This is a genomic window from Rhodococcus pseudokoreensis, assembly GCF_017068395.1.
Lineage (GTDB): Bacteria > Actinomycetota > Actinomycetes > Mycobacteriales > Mycobacteriaceae > Rhodococcus_F > Rhodococcus_F pseudokoreensis.
On the sequence record NZ_CP070619.1, the window covers coordinates 2,914,137 to 2,934,114 of the forward strand.

Consider the following 19,978-nt stretch of genomic DNA (forward strand, 5'->3'; position numbering starts at 1 on the left):
GGTGCCGGATTCCGGGGGCGGGTGTCCAGCAACCGCCCCGAAACCTACTCGTGCCAGACCGCGGTGTTCCCGCCACGACGCTTGGCGGCATAGAGGGCGATGTCGGCGTGATGGAGCAACTCGTCGACCGTGCGAGCCGACGTGCTGTGCGCCATCCCCACACTGATCGTCACGACGAGCAGTTCGTCGCCGACGTCGATCGGCGTCGTGATCGAGGCGAGCATCCGGTCGACCACGTCGTCGACAGCGAGTTGGTCGACGTCGGGAAGGATCGCGACGAACTCGTCGCCGCCGAGCCTGCCCACCGCGGACGGTGCCCGCATGGCGTGCCGCAGATGCTCGGACACCGCCTGCAGGATGCGGTCGCCGACGCGATGCCCCCGGGTGTCGTTGACCTCCTTGAACCCGTCCACGTCGAGGAACAACGCGACGGCAGGACCGACACCGGGCTCGAACAGGCGCTGCAGGTGCTCGGTGATGGCAGCGCGATTAAGCAGTCCGGTGAGACTGTCGTGCGTGGCCTCGTGCAGAAGCAGAGCATGCGCCTCCTCCGCCCGCTTCTGGGCGGTGACTTCCGCGGTGACGTCCCGGAAATGCACGACCAGCGCACCGGCGTCGGCCGCGGCGGTCACCTCGATCGTCGCCCCGGGCCAATACAACGAATCCACCCGGGTCTGCTGCTGCGTCCCGGTGGCGAGAACCTTGCGGCACAGTGCGTCGAAGTAGCTGCCCTGCGTTTCGGGGAGAACCTCGGTGACGACGCGGCCGAGCAACTCGTCCCGCGACCGTCGCACGTGCCGCAGGCAGACGGAGTTGACGTAGATGATCCGAAGGTCCTCGTCGAGCGCCAAGAACCCCAGACCCACCCGGTCGAGCAGCGACGCGAGTTGCGCGTCCCGGCCGGCCACGTGTCCGAGTTCGATGACGACCCCCGTCAACTCGACAGGGGCGCCGGACGGATCGGTGGTGACGTCGATGCTGCGGGTGAGGATGTACCGGGTCGACCGATCCGTCAGCACGATGCGGAACACGCATTCCGCGCCGACCGAACCGGCGGTGTCCCCGAACATGCGGCGCACCGTGCCGATGTCCTCGGAATGGATTCGCTCCCGCCACAATTCGAGCGGCGGCAGGGAACCGTCGTCCCCGAAGATCGCGGCGGCCTTCTCGTCCCACCACAAGGTTCCGTTCACGACGTCATACCGGACGATGCCCACCCCGAGGCGCGGAATGCCCAACGCCATCAGAACCTCGCCGTCACCGTGATCGTCCCCCAGCCACTCGAAGATCCACCCTACTCACCACGGTGGCGGCAGCCACGCGTCAGTTGGCGAGGAATTCGAGCAGTACCTTGTTCACCACTTCGGGCTGTTCTAGGTAGCCGTAGTGCCCCACGTCGGGGATCTCGTAGTACCGGGCCGACGGGATCGCCTCGGCCACCTCACGCGACAGGTACGGCGGAATCATCCTGTCGTCGGCGAAACCGACGGACAGGCACGGCGCCGTGATCGCCCGGTATGCCTGCCTGCGATCGAAGCTGCGGTCCATCTCCATCTGCGCGCGCACGCCTTCCGACGTCCGGCCGCCGCTGAACTCGAACAGGTCGAGCCAGTCGCGGGCCGTGTGCGGGTCGACGAGCGACGCGGGCGACAGGTTCATCACGGCGGTCACCGCGGCCCGATACTTGGCGGGGAGTTCGACACCACTGTCGTGGAGGGCGCGCTCACCCTCGGTGAGGGTCTGCTGGAAGTAGTCCATGCGGGCGTGACCGGCGAGGAAGGCCGCTTTGAGCACGAGATCGGGGCGGGACAGGGCCAGTTCCTGCGCGACGCGGGCGCCCATCGAGGTGCCGACGACACGGGCCGGACCGCCGCCGAGGTGCTCGATCAGTCCCGCGGTGTCCGCGACGAGGTCGTCCATGGTGATTCCGTCGACGCTCTCACCGGACGGCGCGATGCCCCGGTTGTCGAACGTGCAGACGCGGTAGCCGGCGTCGACGAGCGCGGGGGTCTGATGCAGATCCCATACCCGTCCCGGGCTTCCGGTTCCCATGATGAGCACCACTAAATCGCCGGATCCCTTGACCTGGTAATTCAGGGGGATCCCGTTGATCGTGGCGATCGTCATCTTGCCTTCCTTCCCTGGGCGGTCACACCGAAATAGATTGGATAGCCTAAGCTGGCTTTGCTGCCGCTCGAAAGCGGCGCTGACCGACAAGCTCGTCCAGGAGGACCGCGTTGAGAGTCGCCACACTCGGATATCAAACCTGGGGTCACCGTACCCTGCAGGCCCTGCTCCAGTCCGACCATGAGGTCGTCCTCGCGATCACCCACCCCAAGAGCGATCACGTCTACGAGCAGATGTGGGCGGACTCCGTCGCCGACCTCGCCACCGAGCACGGCGTGCCCGTGCACATCGCCACCAAGCCGGACGAGAACTTCAAGGCCGCCCTGAAGGAAGCCGACCCGGACATCGTCGTCGCCAACAACTGGCGCACGTGGCTGCCGCGGGACGTCTTCGACTCTCCCCGCTACGGCACCCTCAACATTCACGATTCGCTCCTGCCCAAGTACACAGGATTCTCCCCGCTCATCTGGGCGCTCATCAACGGTGAGGAAGAAGTAGGCCTCACCGCGCACCTGATGGACGAGGAACTCGACGCCGGCGACATCGTTTTGCAGAGGTCGACACGGGTCGGGCCGACGGACACCGTCACCGATCTGTTCCACCGCACCGTCGACATGATCGGCCCGATCACGCTCGACGCGCTCGCACTGATCGAGTCCGGTCGCACGGACTGGACGCCGCAGGACCGCTCGCAGGCCACGTTCTTCCACAAGCGTGCCCCCGAAGACAGTCTCATCGACTGGACGTGGCCCGCCGACGCCATCGAACGCCTCGTCCGCGCGCAGTCCGACCCGTACCCGAACGCCTTCACCCATTTCAAGGGTCAGCGTGTCCGGGTTCTGAAGGCAGCCGTATCCGAAGGAAATTACGGTGGAACGCCCGGGCGTGTCTTCATCCACGAAGGCGACGGAATGGTCATCGTTGCCGGACCCGACGCCCGCACCGGACAGAACAAGGGCCTCAAGATCCAGCGCGTCCGCCTCGACGACGGCACCGAACTCGCCGGGACCGACTTCTTCCCCCACGGCGGCGGCTACCTGAGCTGACCGTCCCGTCCGTCACTACCCGGGTTTTACCGACCCTCCCACGCCGACCACAGCTCGGCGTAGCGTCCGCCGGCCGCGACGAGCCGGGTGTGCGGACCTTCCTCGACGATCCGGCCGTGTTCCAGGACGACCACCCGATCGGCGGCAGCCGCCTGCGTCAGCCGGTGGGCCACCACCAGCGTCGTGCGACCGCGGGTCGCGGCCTCCGCCGACGCCTCGAGTTCCCGCGCACCCGCGCTGCCCGCTTCGGCTGTCGCCTCGTCCAGGATCGCGACCGCCGGGTTCGCGAGGACGAGTCGGGCCAGAGCCAGTTGCTGGGCCTGGGCGGCGGTCAACTCGTGTCCGCCCTCCCCGACCACGGTCTGGACGCCGTCGTCCAGAGCGGTCACCCAGCCGTCGGCGCCGACGGCCTTCAACGCCATCGCCGCGTCCTCCTCGGACGCGTCGGGTGCCGCGAGCCGCAGGTCGTCGATCAGCGGTCCGGCGAACACGTGGACTTCCTGGCTGACGATGGCGACCCGGCGACGGAGGTCGCCCGGCTCGAGGTCCGCCAACGCGGTTCCGCCGATCCGCACCGATCCCGCCGTGGGGACGATCGACCCGGCCGCGATCGCCGCGACCGTCGTCTTGCCCGCCCCGGTCGAGCCGACGAGGGCGACGCGTTCACCGGATTTCACGTGCAGGCTGATGCCGTGCACCACCTCGTGGCTGCCGTCGTAGCTGTGGCGGACGCCGTCGAGTTCGAGCGTCGCGTCCGTGTTCTCCCCGGCGGCGGCGGTCCCGGCGGAGGATTCGTCGTCGAGGTCGACGACACCGACGAGTCGCGCCAGGCTCGCGCCGGCCGACTGCACCTCGTCGAACGTGTACATCAGCATGCCGATCGGATTGAACAACCGGTGGAAGAGCAGCGCCGCGGTGGTGGTCTGGCCGACGGTGACGATGTCCGCGTTCACCAGGGCGAACCCGGCGGCGAGGATGGTGGCCAGCCCCACGAACTCGGCCCGGTTGCCGCGTCCCGCGAACCGGGTGAACAGCGCGAAGACGCCGACGGACAGGTCGCGGGCCTTCTCCGACGCACCGTTGATCTGATCGAGGTGGCTGTCTTCGAGGCCGTAGGCGCGCACCGTCCGGGCACCCTGCATGCTGCTGATCAGGGCCTGCGAACGCTCTCCCATCGCGACGCGTTCGGCGGCGTACACCGGCGCCGACCGCGGCAGGTACCAGCGCATCGCCAGCGCGTACATCGGCAGCGCCACCATGCCCGCGAGCCCGAGCCGCCAGTCGATGCCGAGCATCGTGACCATGCTCAGCACCACCAGCAGGACTGCCGTGACGAGGTTGGGGACCACGTCGGTGACGGCCTTGCCGATCACCGCGACGTCGTCGCCGACGCGCGACAGCAGGTCGCCCTTGCCGACGCGTTCGACTGTGTGGATCGGCAGCCGGAGCGCGCGATCGACGGTGCGCTCGCGCAGGTCCGCCAGGATTCCCTCGCCGAGACTGCGGATCAGGTACGACGCGAACCCGGCGCACAGTCCGCCGATCACCGCGGCGGACGCGATCACCGCGACCACCCAGCCGATGGTGGACGGCGGCGCACCGTCCTGGACGCGGTCGACGAGGACGCCGAAGACGTAGACGGGGACCAGCGCCATGCCTGCCGCGACAGCCGCCACCAGCAGGGTGAACACGCTCCGGCCGCGGCGCCGTCCCAGCTCGGTCCTCAGCCACGCCCAGGTGTCGCGCGCGTTCGCGATGGGAAGCAGTTCACTCATCGCAGGACCGCCTGACGGTAGTTCGCGTTCTCGGTGGCCAGTTGCGAGTGGGTGCCCTCGCCGGCCACCGTTCCGTCGTCGAGCACGACGACGCGGTCGGTGACGGACAGCAGCGCGGGGCTACTCGTGATGAGGATCGTGGTCTGACGGTTCGCGACCGTCGGAGACGTCGGATCCAACGCAGCCGTGCGGTGGCGCAGGTCCGCGATTCCGCCTGCGATCGTGTGTTCGGTGACGGCGTCCACCGCCGTCGTCGGATCGTGGAGCACCATCACCGGTGACTGCGCCACCAGTGCGCGGGCCAGGGCGACGCGCTGCCGTTGACCGCCGGACAGCGAGGACCCGCGGTCGGCGACCTCGTGGTCGAGCCCCTCGGGGTGTGCTTCGACGACGTCGACCGCCGCGGACGCGGACAGCGCCGCGTGCACCTCGGACGCCGTGGCGCCGGGCCTGCCCGCGGTCACGTTCGACGCGACGGTTCCGGAGAACAGGTCGCCGTTGTGGGGTTCGACGAGCAGTGTCCGGCGGGCGTGCGAAAGATCCGCGTCCGACAGCCGGACCCCGCCCACCGTCAGTTCGCCGTCGTAGCGGTCGGGCGGCACCTGCCCGGACAGCAGCGCGGCCAGCGCCTCGGCATCCTGCGGGCGGTACGCGACGACGCCGAGCAGTTCGCCGGGGGTGACCCGGAGGTCCAGTCCGCTCAGGGACCGGTAGGACACGCCGGTGAGGCTGAGTTCGCTGCCGTCGAGTGTCCGGCCCGACCCGGCGGGCAGCAGGGGTTCCGCGTCCAGGACGAGTGCGAGGCGGTCCGCCGACGCGCGGGCGAGGGCCAGGAACCCGGGCAGGCCGGCGAGAACGCCGAGCGGTTCGATGAAGAACTGGGACAATCCGACGACGGTGATCAGCTCGCCGATGGTGATGCGGCCCTCGAGCGCGAACCAGCCCGCGAAACCCGCGACCCCGACGGCGAGGAGTGCGCTGACGGTCATCGACACCCCGGCGAACACGGCGGAACTCTTCGCCGTGTGCAGAGTGGCGCCGAGCGCGTCGCGGCTGGCCGCGCGGTACCGGCGCGACGCCGACACCTCGGCGCCGATCCCGCGCAGGGGGCGGAGCCCGCTCACGAGGTCGGTGGCCATCGCGGACGCCCGCGCGACCGCCGCCTGCTGGTCGGTGGCGCGGCGGGTGATCAGCGGCGCCGCGAGTTGGAGCAGACCGAGGATGACGGGGGTGCCGATCAGGACGGCGAGGCCGAGAGGCACGTCGATCAGCAGCAGTGCGATCGCGGATCCGATCGCCGCGGTGAGGGCCGCGGCGGCGCGCGGGGTGATGTCCGCGATCCAGGCCGCGCGGTCGGCGTCCGACGTCGACACGGACAGCAGCTCACCCGCGCGCAGGTCGGTGCGCACTCCCCGCGGGTCGAGGATGCGGTGCGCAACCTCCATCCGCAGCTGGTGGGCCTCGTTCTGCATCGCCACGACGATGAAACGCGCACCGTAGCGCCAGGCCGCGGTGAGCACCAGGAACAGCAGTGCGAGGGCGCACAGCCACACCGCGAGAGCGAATACGTCGCCGGTCGCGACGGCCCGGTCGACGATCACACCGATCGAGATCGGGACCAGCGTCTCGGCTACCTGATGCAGGCAGACGAGTACGGTGCCGATCCCCAGCCGACCCCTGTTTCGCACCAGGGTGCGACGCAGAATTGCGGTGCCACCAGTCTTCACGCGCGTAACTCCCAACGCCGACGCTTCCCCACCCACCACAAAGTAAGCAGACCCTAACTAGAAGAACCCTAATCGATGGGCAACTAGCGTTGACATGCCCGGTTCTCATAGAGTCGCCGATACGAACTACTGCGCGTGACGCAGCAGCAAGCCCGAGAGGACAAAGATGGCCGCGAAGACGACCGCCGAAAACGACATCGCGGACGAGGATCTCGAACCCCTAGCCGACGAGACCGCCCGCCAGGCCCAGCGCGTTGTCGCTGCATACGCCGAAGATGCCGACGAGTGCAGAATGCTGCTCTCCATGCTCGGAATCGGACCCACCACCAAGCTCGACTGATAATTTCATCCACTTCGACTGCGAAGGAAGCCCGTGGCTGCCAGTTCGGAATCGTCAGCATCGTCATCACGCTCGACTTCTGATCCGGTTTCCGGGCAAGCCGACTTCGTCGTCGTCGCGAACCGGCTCCCCGTCGACCTCGAACGACTTCCGGACGGCACCACCCGCTGGAAGCGCAGCCCCGGTGGCCTCGTCACCGCGCTCGAGCCGATCCTGCGCCGCAACAAGGGCGCATGGGTCGGCTGGGCGGGGGTCCCGGACGCCGAGCTCGATCCCGTGGTCGAGGACGATCTCGAGCTGTACCCCGTTCCGCTGAGCGCCGCGGAGATCGCCGACTACTACGAGGGCTTCTCCAACGCCACCCTGTGGCCGCTGTACCACGACGTCATCGTCAAGCCCGAATACAACCGCGCCTGGTGGAACGCCTACGTCGAGGTCAACCGGCGTTTCGCGGAGGCCACGTCGAAGGCTGCCGCGCAGGGCGCCACCGTGTGGATCCAGGACTACCAGCTGCAGCTCGTCCCGAAGATGCTGCGGATGCTCCGACCCGACCTCACCATCGGGTTCTTCCTGCACATTCCGTTCCCGCCGGTGGAACTGTTCATGCAGATGCCGTGGCGCACCGAGATCATCGAGGGCCTGCTCGGCGCCGACCTGATCGGGTTCCACCTCCCGGGCGGCGCCCAGAACTTCCTCTACCTGGCCCGCAAACTCGCCGGCCAGCAGACGTCCCGCGGCAACGTTGGCGTCCGTTCCAAGCTGGGCGTCGTGCAGGTGGGTTTCCGCACGGTCCGCGTCGGCGCGTTCCCGATCTCCATCGACTCGGGGCAGTTGGACGAGCAGTCCCGGTCCAAGTCCATCCGGGACCGCGCCAGGAAGATCCGTAAGGAACTGGGCAATCCCAAACACATCATGCTCGGCGTCGACCGCCTCGATTACACGAAGGGCATCGACGTCCGCCTCGCCGCGTTGCACGAACTGCTCGACGAAAACCGCGTCGACCCCGCCGACACCGTGCTCGTGCAACTCGCGACCCCCAGCCGTGAACGCGTGGAGAGCTACGTCCACATGCGCGGCGAGATCGAGCAGTCGGTGTCGCGGATCAACGGCGAGTACGGCGAGGTCGGCAGGCCCGTCGTGCACTACATCCACCGGCCCATCCCCCGCGACGAACTGATCGCGTTCTTCGTCGCCGCCGACGTGATGCTGGTGACCCCGCTGCGGGACGGCATGAATCTGGTCGCCAAGGAGTACGTGGCGTGCCGGAGCGATCTCGGCGGCGCGCTGCTGCTCAGCGAGTTCACCGGCGCGGCCGCCGAACTGCGCCAGGCGTTCCTGTGCAATCCGCACGATCTCGACAGCGTCAAGGACGCGATGGCGCAGGCCCTGAACCAGCCGAAGGAGGACGGCCGACGCCACATGCGGGCCCTGCGCAGGCAGGTCCTCGCACACGACGTCGACCGGTGGGCGCGATCCTTCCTCGACGCCCTCGCGCACGGCGGCGCCGCGGGCCCCGCACTGATCGCTCCCGCCGAGGCTTCCGAGTCCGACTACACCGAGGACGCCACCGGGGACAACTGACCTCCCCGGCTCAGCTGACCGGACGTCACCAGGAAGGCGACGAAGTCGCGGATCGTCTCGTCGGCGGGACGCGGGGCGTACCCGAGTTCGGACCGCGCCTTGCCGCCGTCGACGACCGGCGCCGCGAGCAGCGCCGACATCGCCGACCGCGACAGCACGTCCGATCCGAACCGGGTCCCGATCGGTTCGGCGATCGGCAGCACGCGTTCGATGACGCTGAGCGGGAACGAGTACAGCGGCCCCCGACGGCCCGCCGTACGCGCTGCCCTCCTCACGACATCATGCATGCCGAGCATGTGCCCCGAGATCAGGTAGTTCTCACCGGTCCGGCCCTTCTCGCCCGCGGCGATCAGTCCGGCGGCGACGTCGCGGACGTCGACGAAGTCGAACCCGCCCTGCACCGCCGCGGGCACCCGGCCGCGAGCGGCGTTGCGCAGCAAACTGTTCACCCGCGACAGTCCGTAGTCTGCGGGCCCGTACACGCCGGTGGGGTTGCAGATCACCGCGTCGAGGCCGGCGTCGACCACTTCGCGGAGTTCGATCTCACCCGCCCATTTCGACCTGTCGTACACGGGGATCGACGCGTCGACGGACCGCGGCGAGTGCTCGTCGAGCGTTCCGCCACAACTGCTCTGGTCGAACGAGTGCACGGAACTGCAGTGCACCATCCGCCGAACTCCCACCGCGAGAGCAGCTTCGGCGACGGTACGAACGCCCTTGGTGTTGACTGTCCACGCCAGGTCGTCCTTCTGGGCGAGGGTGATCATCGCGACCAGGTGGTAGACCACCTCGGCGCCGTCCAGTGCCCGCTTCATGGATTCGACGTCGAGTACGTCGGCGTTCACCCACGTAACCCCGAATTCGGGTGCGTACCGGGAACGCACGCGGTCGATGGCGGTCACCTCGTGCCCTGCCTCGACCAACAGATTCAGCAGATTGTTGCCCACGAATCCCGCGGCGCCGGTTACTGCAACCTTCATCGACGACTCCCTGTTCGGTTGTGGCCGTGCGACACAGCGTCGTGCGTCGGCACTCGGCCAGGAGACCCCGACACTACTAGAACTTGTTCTATTTTGTGAAGGGGATGGCTCCGCCCCGTGAGTACTTATCAACGTCGGGCGGTTAATAAGTACTCACGGGCGGCGCAGCCGCAGCTACACCGGGGTCAGCTGATCGACGAGCCAGCGGTCGTCGACTTTCTGCAACGACACCCGCACCCGGCTGCCCGACGTTCGGGCGTCGGGGGCGTCGGCGCTCGTCGTCGTCTGGTTCAGGTACAGCAGAACCACCGCCTCGTCGGGTGTGGTGGATACCGGCGCGGCGGCCTGCACCGACACCTGCACGGTGAGTTGCTTCTCCTTGGCGCCGGGTGCGATGGTTCCCTGCACGAGCGTGGTGTAGTCGTCACGGAAGGAACCGGTGAGTCCGTCTGCGGCAGCGTCCAACTGGTTGTCGACGTCGGCGAAGTCGTACGCCAGCATCGCGACGGCCTGCTTGCCCGCGGCGTCGACGGCGTCGATGCGCGCCTGCTCGGACAGTCGATCCTGCCGGTGTCCGTACCAGAGGAAGCCCACCCCGACGGCGAGCGCGACCACCACGACCGCGGCCGCGACCTTCAGCGCTACACCCTTGGTGAGTGCGAACTTTCGCTTGCCTTCGTTGTTGTCACTCATGGCACGAACTCCACCTTCGATGCGGTCAACTTGCCGTCGACGTCGCTGATCGTCACCCGCATCCGGAAGTCGCGCGGTGAGGGTTCCGGCTGTTCCTTGCTGCTCACCATCGTCCGCGCGGCCACCAGGACGTTCGCCGAGATCGACGTCTCGGTCCCGTTCTCGACGCCGGCCTCGATGACCTCACCCTCGGTGGTCACGTTCGCGTCCTGCACGACACCGACGAACGGATCCTCCCGGCCCTGGAACTCTTCGAGGAACTGACCGGACGCGCCGGCGATGATCCGGTCGACGTCGGCCTTCGCGGTCTCGGGGTGGATGGTCGTCAGGTTGAGCACCGTCTGCCGGGCCGTGTCGACGAAAGCCTGACGGCGGTCGTCCCGTTCGCGCGCGGACCGCTGGTCGAGCAGCAGGACCACCGCCGCGACGACCAGTGCGACGATCACCACCGCCGTAACACCCCACGCGAGCAACGACTTCAGTGGCCGACCATGCTTCGGTGTCTCGATCGGCACCGCATCGATCGGCGGCGCCTCGGAGGCCTCGGACGCGGACTTCGTCGTGGAGACCTTCTCCACCTCGGGCGCGGCCTGCACAGCCGCCGGCTTGGCGAGGACCACCGGTTTCGGGGCCTCGGTCTCCCCCACCGGCGGGCCGGCGTGCCGGACGGCCCGGCGCCTTGTCCGATCCGTCGCTGCGGGTGTCTGCTGCGCCTGCTCCGCGGAGTCGGTCACAGTTTCGTCTGTTCCGGAACTCAAATCTGCTGACCTGTCATCATCGTCTGCCACGTCGAGTCCTTTCCCTGCACCGCCAGATCCGGTTGGGTGTACGTCTTTCCATCCGAACCAATGAAGCTACCGGTGGCCGGGTCGTAGGGCACGGCCGCGACCGGTGCACCCGCGGAGCCTTCGTAGGAACTCGGAACGGCTGTGTACGAGGGTACATCCGGCGGCATGATCGGCCCGTACGGCGGGTTGTTGCCCGACGCCTCCCAGCCCTCGCGGCACGCCTCGACCGTCGGTGCGCGACGTCCGGGGAACTCCATGCACGGCAGGTTCCGCGCACCGCGCACGACGGACGGGTCGTCCGGAGCGGCCTTGCAGTACAGGTCGTTCGGTGTCGCGATGGGGTCGGTCTGATCTCCCGACCGGCGTTGGTCCGGGGGCAGGAATCCCGTCGTGCACGCCGGGGGGTCGTGCAGTTGCAGGGCGAAGTCGACGATCGCGCCGTCCTCCACGGGCCCACCCGTCGCTGCCGTCACGAGCGCCGCGGTCAGCGGCGGGTAGATGACCAGAACCTGCTCGATGCTCTTGTTGTAGATCACCCCGACCTGGCCGACGCTCACCAGATTCCGCAGCAGGATCGGCAGCGTCGGCTGCAGGTCCTGGAACAGCTGGGTGGCCTCCTGCGCCGCGCCGGGGCCCTTCTCCAGCACCGACCGCAGGCTCGGGTCGCTCGCCCGCAACTGGTCGGTGAACGTCACGAGGTCCTGGGTCCAGGAGCGGATGGCGTCGCTGCTGACCGTCTGGGTGTCGAGCAGCGGGCCGACCTGGTCGATCAGAGCCTTCGTCGCGTCGCTGTTCGCGTCGGCCTCCTCGACGAACAAGCGGGCCGAGTCGATGAGCCGCTGCAGGTCGGGACCGGATCCGTTGAACGCCGTGAACGCCTCGTCGATCACCGTCTGCAGCCTGGTGTCCGAGATGCTGGCGAGCAGTTCGTCGGCCTGGTCGAGCATCTCGCCGACGTCCTGCGGGATGGTGGCCCGATCCTCCGGGATCACGTCGCCGTCCGCGAGGTACGGGCCGTCGGCGGCTCCTTCCCGCGGAATCAGGTCGACGTACTGCTCGCCGACCGCCGACACGCTCTTGACCGCCGCGTCGACGTCGGCCGGGATCTTGTAGTCGCTGTCGAGCGACATCTTCGCCTCCACACCCTCGCCGGTGAGCGTCACGTTCTCGACGACACCGATGTTGGTGCCGCGGTACGCGACATTGGCGTGGGAGTAGAGCCCACCGGTGGACGGCAGCCGGACGCTCACCTCGTAGCGTCCGACGCCGAACAGCACCGGCACCTTGATGTACTGGATCGACATCACGACGAGCCCGATGACGGTGAGGATCGAGAAGATGATCAGCTGAATGCGAACGAATCTCGTCATTCTCATGGTGTCGGAGCCCCTCCCAGTTGCGGCGGAAGGCCCGGTATCTGCGGCAGTCCGGGTATCTGCGGGAGCCCCGGAATCACCGGCGGTGCGGGTGCCGGTTTCGGCGCCGGCTGCAAAGGCGCCTGCAGCGGATCGCCGGACTGTCCGGCCACCCCGGCGAGCGATCCCACGGCGCCCTCGACGCCGCCGAGTGATCCTCCGAGACCGGTTCCGGTGAGGAAGTTGCTGTCGACGCGTTCGTTGGTCATGTCGATCGTCATCATGAGGTTCGCGTAGTCGCCCTGAATCGCCTTGTCCATCGTCTTCATCGGGAAGGGGTACGTGAGCATCAGGGTCAGCACCTCGGTCAGCGCGCTCCCCGAGTTGGCGAGTTCACGCAGCACCGGGGTGAGGTTGCGCAGGTTCGCCTTCAGGTCCTCACCGCTGCTCTCGACGAGGCGGGTGGCGGTGTCGCTGAGCTTGCCCACCTCGACCAGTGCGGTGGTGAGATTCTGCCGTTGCGTGACGAGCACGTCCAGCGCCGGCGGGATGCCGTCCAGCGCCGCGTCCAGGGTGGCCTTCTGCTCGTTGACGGTGCCCGACAACCGGTCGAGCCCCTCCATCGCACCGATGATGTCGCCACGCTGCTGATCGAGGCTCGTGACGAGCTGGTCGAGTTGCGGAAGGAGGTCGCGGATCGAGTCCTCCCGTCCGCCCAGCGCGGCGTTGAGTTCCTGGGTGATGTCGCGGATCTGGGCGATGCCGCCGCCGTTGAGCACCACCGACAGCGAAGACAGCGTCTGCTCGGTGGTCGGGTAGGCGCCCGCCCGCTCGATCGGGATCACGTCGCCGTTCTCGAGTGTGCCTTCGGGCTCGACGTCGGTCGGCGGAGCCAGCTCCAGGTGCTGCGAACCGAGGAGGCTGGTCTGGCCGATCTTGGCGGTCGCGTTGGCGGGCAACTGGACGTCGCCGTTGATCGACACGGTGACCAGGGCGTGCCAGTCCTGCACCTCGATGCCCGTCACCGAACCCACCGTCACGTCGTTCACCCGGACGGGCGAGTTCTGCGACAGCGTCGTCACATTGGGCATCTGGATCTCGACGGTGTAGGCGTCGTCGCCCTGCCCCTCGGTGCCCGGCAGGGGAAGCGAATTCAGCCCTTCCCACTCGCATCCGGTCAGGGTCAGCGTCAGTGTGATCGCCACGGCGGCGATGCCGCCGCGACGCACCCGTGCGTGCTTCGTCATCGCCCACCTCCCGGCTGCAGCAGATCGTTCAGGTCCCGGGGCACGTCCACCGTCGGCATCCCGGCGAGGGTGCCGGTCACCGGGGGCGCGGACCGCGGCGGCACGGAGGCCTCGAGACTCGGCGGGCTGTACTCGATCTGATCCGGGAACGCATTCACACCCGTGGTCGGGTTGATCAGGGCGGGCAGGTAGTTCATCGTCAGCGAGTTCAGCACCGGCGACAGGTACTGGGTGCACAGGTCGGCACTGCGATTCGCCTCGTTGGCCTGCAGGCTCTGGATGGCACCGCACATGAAGTTCACGGGGTTCGCGAGGTTCGCAAACGCGACCGCGCCGACCAGTGACCCCTGCGCCGGCTTGTAGATGTTGCTGAAATTCGCCAGGGCCGTGGGCGCCACGTGGAGCACCTGCTCGATCTGCGGCCTCTTGTCCGCGAGCACCTGGGTGGCGTCCGCCAGTCGGCCGACCTGCTCGCTGAGGGCGGCGCGGTTCTCCGCCACGAACCGGTTGACGTCGCCGAGCGCCAGGTCGAGGTCGTTCAGGGCGGTTCCGAGTTCGTCGGAGTTGGTGGCGAGCATGTTCGACACCGACGCGAGTCTGCCCTCGAACTGGACGATCTGCTCGTTGCTCGACGACAGTGCCGCCACGAACGTCTGCAGGTTGCGGATGGTCGAGAACAGGTCGGTGCGGCCGTCGGACAGGGTCCGCATGGTCTCCGACAGTTCCCGCAGTGTGTCGCGCAGTGACTGGCCGTTGCCGTCGAGGTTGGCGGCGGCGGTGTCGATGAACGTGCCGAGCGAGCCCTGCGGGTCGGCGCCCTGCGGTCCGAGCGCCTCCGACAGCTTGTTCAGCTCGGTCTTGATCTCGTCCCACTCCACCGGGACGGCGGTGCGCTCCACCGGGATGCTCGCGCCGTCGCCCATCGTCGGCCCACCCGCGTACACGGGTGTCAGCTGGACGAACCGGCCCGACACCAGGCTGGGTGCGACGATGACGGCCTTCGCGTCGGCCGGAATCTCGACGCTCTTGTTCACGTTCATCGTCACCCGCGCGAAGTCGGCGCCGGGCTCGATCGAATCGATCGTCCCCACCTTCACGCCGAGCACGCGGACGTCGTCGCCCGTGTACAGCCCGGTGGTCGCCGGGAAGTACGCGGTGATCGTGTTCTGGAACAGCTTGGGCACGAACATCACTGCGGCGCCGACGATCAGCACCACCACGACCGCGGCGACGCTGGCGCGGATCAGCCACTTCTTCCGCGTGTTGGTGATTTCCGGGTTCGTCGTCATCGCGGCGGTTCCCTCAGTTCGATGGACGGACCCGTCTGCAGGTAGGCCTGGAGGTCGTTGGGCAGATGCTCCGGCCACGTCACGGCGTCGCTGAGTCCCTGGAACAGGTTGCCGATGCCGATGTTGTAGACGTACGCCATGAAGAACGGGCCGCTACCGACGGACTCGCCGAGCTGCGTAGCGTACGGCGCGAGCCCGTCGAGCGCCTGCGAGATGTTGTCCTTGTTGCGCTGCAGGACGTCGACCACCGAATTCAGCTTGTCGAGCGTCGGTTTCATCTGCTCCTCGTTGTCCTGGACCAGTCCGGTGAGCTGCCGGGACACCTCGGAGATGTTCACGATCAGCTGGCTGATCGCCGCGCGGCGACGGTCGAGCTCACCGAACAACTGGTTTCCGTCGACGATCAGCGAGTTGATCTGCCCGCTGCGCTCGGCGAGGATTCCGGTCACGTTCTCGGCCCGCGAGAGCAGCTGCCGCAGGCTCTCGTCCCGCGAGTTGATGCTCTCCGACAACCGGGTCAGGCCGTCCAGCGCGGTGCGCAGTTCGGGCGGTGTGTTCTCGAGCGCACCGGACATCGCGTTCAACGCGTTGTTGACCTGGTCGGTGTCGAGCTCGGAGACGGTGGTCGACACATCGCCGAGCGCGTCGTTGAGCGAGTACGGAGAGTTGGTGCGCTCCAATGGAATCGTCGATCCCACCCGCATCGTGTCGTGCCCGAGCGGGGTGACCGCCAGCGACTTGCGCCCGAGAACGGTGTTGGTCTTGATGTTCGCCTCGGTGGCGTCGCCGAGGGCGATGCCGTCCTGGATGGTGAACGTGACGAGCACGTTCTGACCGTCGAGTTCCACCTCGGCGACCTTCCCGACATCGACACCGGCGAGGGTCACCGTGTCGCCGGTCATCAGCCCACCCGCGTCCTCGAAGTAGGCGGAGTACTGCGTACCGCCCGACAGGAATTGCAGCTGATCGTATTGCAGGGTCGCGATCACGATCATGCTCGCGACGGCGACACCGATGAGTCCCACCTGTACGGGATTGCGTTCACTCTTCATGGCTACGGTGCACACCTCCCTGCCGTCTGACCGCCCGGCATGTTGAGGAGCAGATCCGATCCGTCCGGGCCGGAGAACTTGAACTTGACCGTGCAGACATACATCTGGAAGAAGCTGCCGTACGTGCCGATGCGGATGAGCCTGCGGTACGCGTCGGGCAGATTCTGGAACACCCAGTCGAGGTCGTCCTCGCCCGCCTGGAGTTGCGTCGCGGTGCGGTTGGCCTCGGCGATCGTGCTCTGCAGCGGCGGCCGCGCACCCTCGAGCAGATTGGCGAGATCGCCCGTCGCCCCGGCGATGCGGGGAATGGCGTCACCGATCTGGTCGCGGTCCTGGGAGAGGCCGCTCACCAACTGCTGCAACTGGTCGAGCGTCGAGCGGAACTGGTCGCCGCGGTCGTTGATGGTGCCGAGCACCTGGTTGAGGTTCGTGATCACCTCGCCGATCAACTGGTCCCGGTCGGCGAGGGTGTTCGTGAACGAACTCGTGCTGCCGAGCAGCGAGACGAGCGTGCCGCCCTGCCCCTGGAACACCTGGACCAGCGCCTGTGACAGGTCGTTGACCTGCTGCGGGTCCAGCGCCCGCAGCAGCGGTTTGAACCCGCCCAGCAGGAGGTCGAGATCGAGTGCGGGAGAAGTGTTCTCGACGGGGATCGACCCGCCGTCCGGCAGCGGTTCCACCGATCCGGCGCCTTCGAGGAGTTCCATGTACCGGTCGCCGACGAGGTTCTCGTACCGCACCGTGGCCTTGGTCCCGTCGAACAGCGAGTACTTGGTGTCGACGGTGAAGTCGACGTCGGCGAGGTTGTCGTCGTCGATGCCCACCTTCTCGACGGCGCCGACGGGAACGCCGGCGATGCGCACCTTGTCGCCGGGCTTGAGCCCGGACACGTCGGTGAACGTGGCGTGGTAGCCGTCGGAGCTGCTGAAACGGTACTGGCTGAACACCAGGGCGAGCCCGGCGAAGATCACCGACATCACCGTCGCGAAGATCAGCAGCTTGACCGTGGTCGCTCGCACAGTCACTGCCCACCCTGCCCGGGGTACACACCCGCGAACAACAGCTGGAACACCTTCGGCAGATGCACCTGGACTTCCGTCGACGGCACGAACGGCACCGTGCCGGTGTCGGCCACGACGAAATTCGCGTGCTTGCTGAGATCAGGGTTGGGAAGACCGTGGCAGTTCGGCCCACCTGTCGCGTTCACTTTCGGCAGGTCCTTCGGATAGGTGTACGGCTCCTGCCCGTACATGAAGCTGGCACTCAGCGCGATACCCGGCTGATTGCCGCCGATGAGCTGTTCGGCGAGGGGGATCACGTTGTTCAGGCCGACGATGAAGCAGGAGATCTCGGGCGAGTACTCGGCCAGCAGATCCGTCGTCGGGAGCAGCAGGCCGAGAGCGGAGTCCAGGTTCTGCTCGTTCTCGGTCAGGACGGTGTTCGCCGTGTCGGCCAGCCCGGTGACGTTGAGCAGCACGGCGTCCAGATTGTCCTGTTCGTCGACGACGGTGCCGCTGGTGGCCGTCGCGTTGTCGAGCACCCGCAGCAGGTCGGGTGCGGTGTCGGCGTACACGTCGGTGACCTGCGCCGCCTTCGCCAGATCTTCCTGCAGCTGGGGCAGACTCGGGTTCATCTCCGCCAGGTAGCTGTCGCTCTGCTCGAGCAGGGCACCGAGTTCGTCACCCCGCCCGTGCAGCGCCGAGGAGATGGCACCGAGGGTGGCGTTGAGCTTCTCCGGCTGCACCTTGGCCAACACGTCGGACAGATGCTGGAAGACCGTGTTGAACTCGACGGTGACGTTCTCGGACGCGATGACGTCCCCCGACTGCAGAGGGGTGGACGACGGGTTCTCCGGCATCACGAAGTCGACGTACTTGGCGCCGAACACGGTGGTGGACTTGATCTCCACGGTCGCGTTGGACGGGATCAGCGACATCATGTCGGGGTACATCGCCAGCTTCAGCTCGGCGCCGTCCGTTACGTGTTCGATGGAGGCGACGCGGCCGACCTGGACACCGAGGAGCTTGACCTTGGCGTCGGGTTCCATCACCAGCCCGGAGCGATCCGACGTCACGGTGACGGGCGTGGTCTCGTCGAACGTGCCGTTGAACATGGCCAGTGACACACCGATGATCGCGAGAAGACTCACCACGAGAACGAGTGCCGCGAGCTTCTTCTTCCCACCCGAATCAGTCATCTACCGGCACTCCTATCCCGAAAGGTTGAAGTTGCCGGACCCGCCGTAGATGGCGAGAGAGATGAGCAGGGTGACGGTGACGACGGCGATCAGCGAGGACCGCACCGCGTTGCCGACGGCCACACCGACGCCGACCGGGCCGCCCGACGCGTTGAAGCCGTAGTAGGTGTGGATGAGCATGATCGCGATCGCCATGACGATGGCCTGGGCGAACGACCACAGGATGTCCGTGGGTATCAGGAACGTCGAGAAGTAGTGGTCGTAGACGCCGGACGACTGGTCGTACAGCACGACGGTCGCGAACCGGCTCGCCATGAACGACGCGATCACCGCCAGGGCGTACAGCGGAATGATCGCGATCATGCCCGCCATCACGCGGGTGCTGACCAGGTACGGGATCGACGGAATCGCCATCGTCTCGAGCGCGTCGATCTCCTCCGACACGCGCATCGCACCGAGCTGGGCGGTGGAGCCGGCGCCGATGGTGGCCGCCAGCCCGATACCCGCGATGACCGGCGCTGCGATGCGCACGTTGATGAACGCCGCGAAGAAGCCGGTGAGTGCCTCGACGCCGATGTTGCCGAGCGAGCTGTATCCCTGCACCGCGATGGTGCCACCCGTGAACAGGGTCAGGAAGCCGACGATGACGACCGTTCCGCCGATCACCGCGAGCGCACCGGTGCCCATGCTGATCTCGGCGATGAGCCGCAGCGTCTCCCTCGGATAGTGCATCAGGGCGCGGGGTGCCGAGCCGATGGCCCGCGCGAAGAACAGTGCCTGCTCACCGAGCCGGTCGATCGAACGGGACGCCGACGCGAACCGTCTGCGAGTTCGGGGAAAGCGCCCGGCCGCCGCTAGTGCCATCTACTCCACCACCAAGTCGATCACCCTGCCGTCAGTTTGATGCCGACGGCGGTGACGAGAACGTTGACCACGAAGAGGGCCATGAACGAGAACACGACGGTCTGGTTGACGGCGTCACCGACACTCTTCGCGCCGCCCTTGACGTTCAGGCCGAGGTAGGCGGCGACGAGGCCGGCGATCATGCCGAACAGACCGGCTTTGACTTCCGAGATCACGAGCTCCCCGAAACCGGTGAGCAGCGTGATGCCGTTGACGAACGCACCCGGGTTGACGTCCTGGATGTAGACCGAGAAGACGAAACCGCCGAGGATGCCGATGGTGCAGACCAGCCCGTTGAGCAGGAGCGCCACGACGGTCGAGGCCAGCACGCGCGGCACGACCAGGCGGTGGATCGGATTGATGCCCAGCACCCGCATCGCGTCGATCTCTTCGCGGATGGTGCGGGCGGAGAGGTCTGCGCAGATGGCGGTGGCACCCGCACCCGCCACGATGAGCACGGTGACGATGGGGCCGACCTGGGTGACGGTGCCGAGAGCGGCGCCCGCGCCACTGAGGTCTGCCGCGCCGATCTCGCGCAGGAGGATGTTGATCGTGAAGCTCACCAGCACCGTGAACGGAATGGCCACCAGCACGGTGGGCACCATCGAGACCCGGGCGACGAACCACGCCTGGTCGACGAACTCACGACGCTGGAAGGGCCTCGAAAAGACTGCCCTCAACGTTTCGCCCGACATCGTGAAGAACCCGCCGACCGCACGCAACGGCACCTCGAGGAGGTCTACCATCCGTCCTCCTCGTCCATGATCTCGCCCAGCACCGACTGTCAGTTCGAGCCCAGCCCCCCCAGCGGTCTGTGACTCAGGTCATATTAACTAGAACGTGTTCACCTGTCAAAGGTGGTCGCTCATCAGCAAGAA

At 67.3% G+C, this 19,978-nt stretch carries 18 protein-coding genes; 3 read left to right on the plus strand and 15 right to left on the minus strand.

From position 1 onward, the window contains the following. Positions 1-44: 44 nt before the first annotated feature. Positions 45-1,244: a sensor domain-containing diguanylate cyclase gene (locus JWS13_RS18400; protein WP_206006898.1), complete on the minus strand. Its 1,200-nt coding sequence runs from the start codon at positions 1,242-1,244 to the stop codon at positions 45-47. A 79-nt stretch (positions 1,245-1,323) separates the two neighbouring features. Then, complete coding sequence (locus tag JWS13_RS18405; RefSeq protein WP_087561113.1) at positions 1,324-2,127, minus strand: alpha/beta fold hydrolase; 804 nt, start codon at positions 2,125-2,127, stop codon at positions 1,324-1,326. 110 nt (positions 2,128-2,237) lie between these two features. Here JWS13_RS18405 and JWS13_RS18410 point away from each other — a divergent pair, with 110 nt between their 5' ends. Continuing rightward, on the plus strand, positions 2,238-3,173 hold the full coding sequence (locus JWS13_RS18410) for a methionyl-tRNA formyltransferase (protein WP_206006899.1): 936 nt from the start codon (positions 2,238-2,240) through the stop codon (positions 3,171-3,173). 26 nt (positions 3,174-3,199) lie between these two features. Here the strand turns inward: JWS13_RS18410 and JWS13_RS18415 are convergent, their stop codons facing one another. Then, complete coding sequence (locus JWS13_RS18415) at positions 3,200-4,948, minus strand: ABC transporter ATP-binding protein (protein ID WP_206006900.1); 1,749 nt, start codon at positions 4,946-4,948, stop codon at positions 3,200-3,202. Beyond that, a complete protein-coding gene (locus JWS13_RS18420; RefSeq protein WP_206006901.1) occupies positions 4,945-6,675 on the minus strand; it encodes an ABC transporter ATP-binding protein in 1,731 nt (576 codons plus the stop codon). The genes JWS13_RS18415 and JWS13_RS18420 overlap by 4 nt, the downstream gene beginning before the upstream one ends. A gap of 166 nt (positions 6,676-6,841) precedes the next feature. Here JWS13_RS18420 and JWS13_RS18425 point away from each other — a divergent pair, with 166 nt between their 5' ends. After that, a complete protein-coding gene (locus tag JWS13_RS18425; RefSeq protein ID WP_005244525.1) occupies positions 6,842-7,015 on the plus strand; it encodes a hypothetical protein in 174 nt (57 codons plus the stop codon). Positions 7,016-7,048: 33 nt separating this feature from the next. Beyond that, on the plus strand, positions 7,049-8,596 hold the full coding sequence (locus tag JWS13_RS18430) for an alpha,alpha-trehalose-phosphate synthase (UDP-forming) (RefSeq protein ID WP_206006902.1): 1,548 nt from the start codon (positions 7,049-7,051) through the stop codon (positions 8,594-8,596). On the opposite strand, the gene JWS13_RS18435 is transcribed toward JWS13_RS18430, so the two are convergent. The 11 genes from JWS13_RS18435 to JWS13_RS18485 all read right to left on the minus strand — a co-directional run bounded on the left by JWS13_RS18435 (position 8,566) and on the right by JWS13_RS18485 (position 19,846). After that, entirely contained in the window at positions 8,566-9,576 is a 1,011-nt protein-coding gene (locus tag JWS13_RS18435) for an NAD-dependent epimerase/dehydratase family protein (protein WP_206006903.1), read from the minus strand. The two genes, JWS13_RS18430 and JWS13_RS18435, sit on opposite strands and share 31 nt — an antisense overlap. Before the next feature lie 174 nt (positions 9,577-9,750). Next, on the minus strand, positions 9,751-10,269 hold the full coding sequence (locus JWS13_RS18440) for a h domain protein (RefSeq protein WP_206006904.1): 519 nt from the start codon (positions 10,267-10,269) through the stop codon (positions 9,751-9,753). Next, on the minus strand, positions 10,266-11,027 hold the full coding sequence (locus JWS13_RS18445) for a hypothetical protein (RefSeq protein WP_206006905.1): 762 nt from the start codon (positions 11,025-11,027) through the stop codon (positions 10,266-10,268). Before JWS13_RS18445 ends, JWS13_RS18440 begins: the two co-directional genes overlap by 4 nt. Next, a complete protein-coding gene (locus tag JWS13_RS18450; RefSeq protein ID WP_206006906.1) occupies positions 11,024-12,433 on the minus strand; it encodes an MCE family protein in 1,410 nt (469 codons plus the stop codon). The genes JWS13_RS18445 and JWS13_RS18450 overlap by 4 nt, the downstream gene beginning before the upstream one ends. Then, positions 12,430-13,659, minus strand: a complete 1,230-nt coding sequence (locus tag JWS13_RS18455; RefSeq protein ID WP_206006907.1) for an MCE family protein — start codon at positions 13,657-13,659, stop codon at positions 12,430-12,432. Before JWS13_RS18455 ends, JWS13_RS18450 begins: the two co-directional genes overlap by 4 nt. Continuing rightward, positions 13,656-14,948, minus strand: a complete 1,293-nt coding sequence (locus tag JWS13_RS18460) for an MCE family protein (RefSeq protein WP_206006908.1) — start codon at positions 14,946-14,948, stop codon at positions 13,656-13,658. The genes JWS13_RS18455 and JWS13_RS18460 overlap by 4 nt, the downstream gene beginning before the upstream one ends. After that, on the minus strand, positions 14,945-16,000 hold the full coding sequence (locus JWS13_RS18465; RefSeq protein WP_124393274.1) for an MCE family protein: 1,056 nt from the start codon (positions 15,998-16,000) through the stop codon (positions 14,945-14,947). The genes JWS13_RS18460 and JWS13_RS18465 overlap by 4 nt, the downstream gene beginning before the upstream one ends. A gap of 2 nt (positions 16,001-16,002) precedes the next feature. Next, the gene (locus tag JWS13_RS18470) at positions 16,003-17,025 is read right to left on the minus strand and encodes an MCE family protein (protein ID WP_257890603.1); all 1,023 of its coding nucleotides are present in this window, start codon (positions 17,023-17,025) and stop codon (positions 16,003-16,005) included. After that, positions 17,022-18,197 (minus strand): MCE family protein, encoded by a 1,176-nt coding sequence (locus tag JWS13_RS18475; protein ID WP_206006909.1) that lies wholly within the window; start codon positions 18,195-18,197, stop codon positions 17,022-17,024. Before JWS13_RS18475 ends, JWS13_RS18470 begins: the two co-directional genes overlap by 4 nt. A 12-nt stretch (positions 18,198-18,209) precedes the next feature. Beyond that, positions 18,210-19,061: an MlaE family ABC transporter permease gene (locus JWS13_RS18480; protein WP_072947894.1), complete on the minus strand. Its 852-nt coding sequence runs from the start codon at positions 19,059-19,061 to the stop codon at positions 18,210-18,212. A 20-nt stretch (positions 19,062-19,081) separates the two neighbouring features. Further along, a complete protein-coding gene (locus JWS13_RS18485) occupies positions 19,082-19,846 on the minus strand; it encodes an MlaE family ABC transporter permease (protein WP_015888557.1) in 765 nt (254 codons plus the stop codon). Positions 19,847-19,978 lie beyond the last annotated feature (132 nt).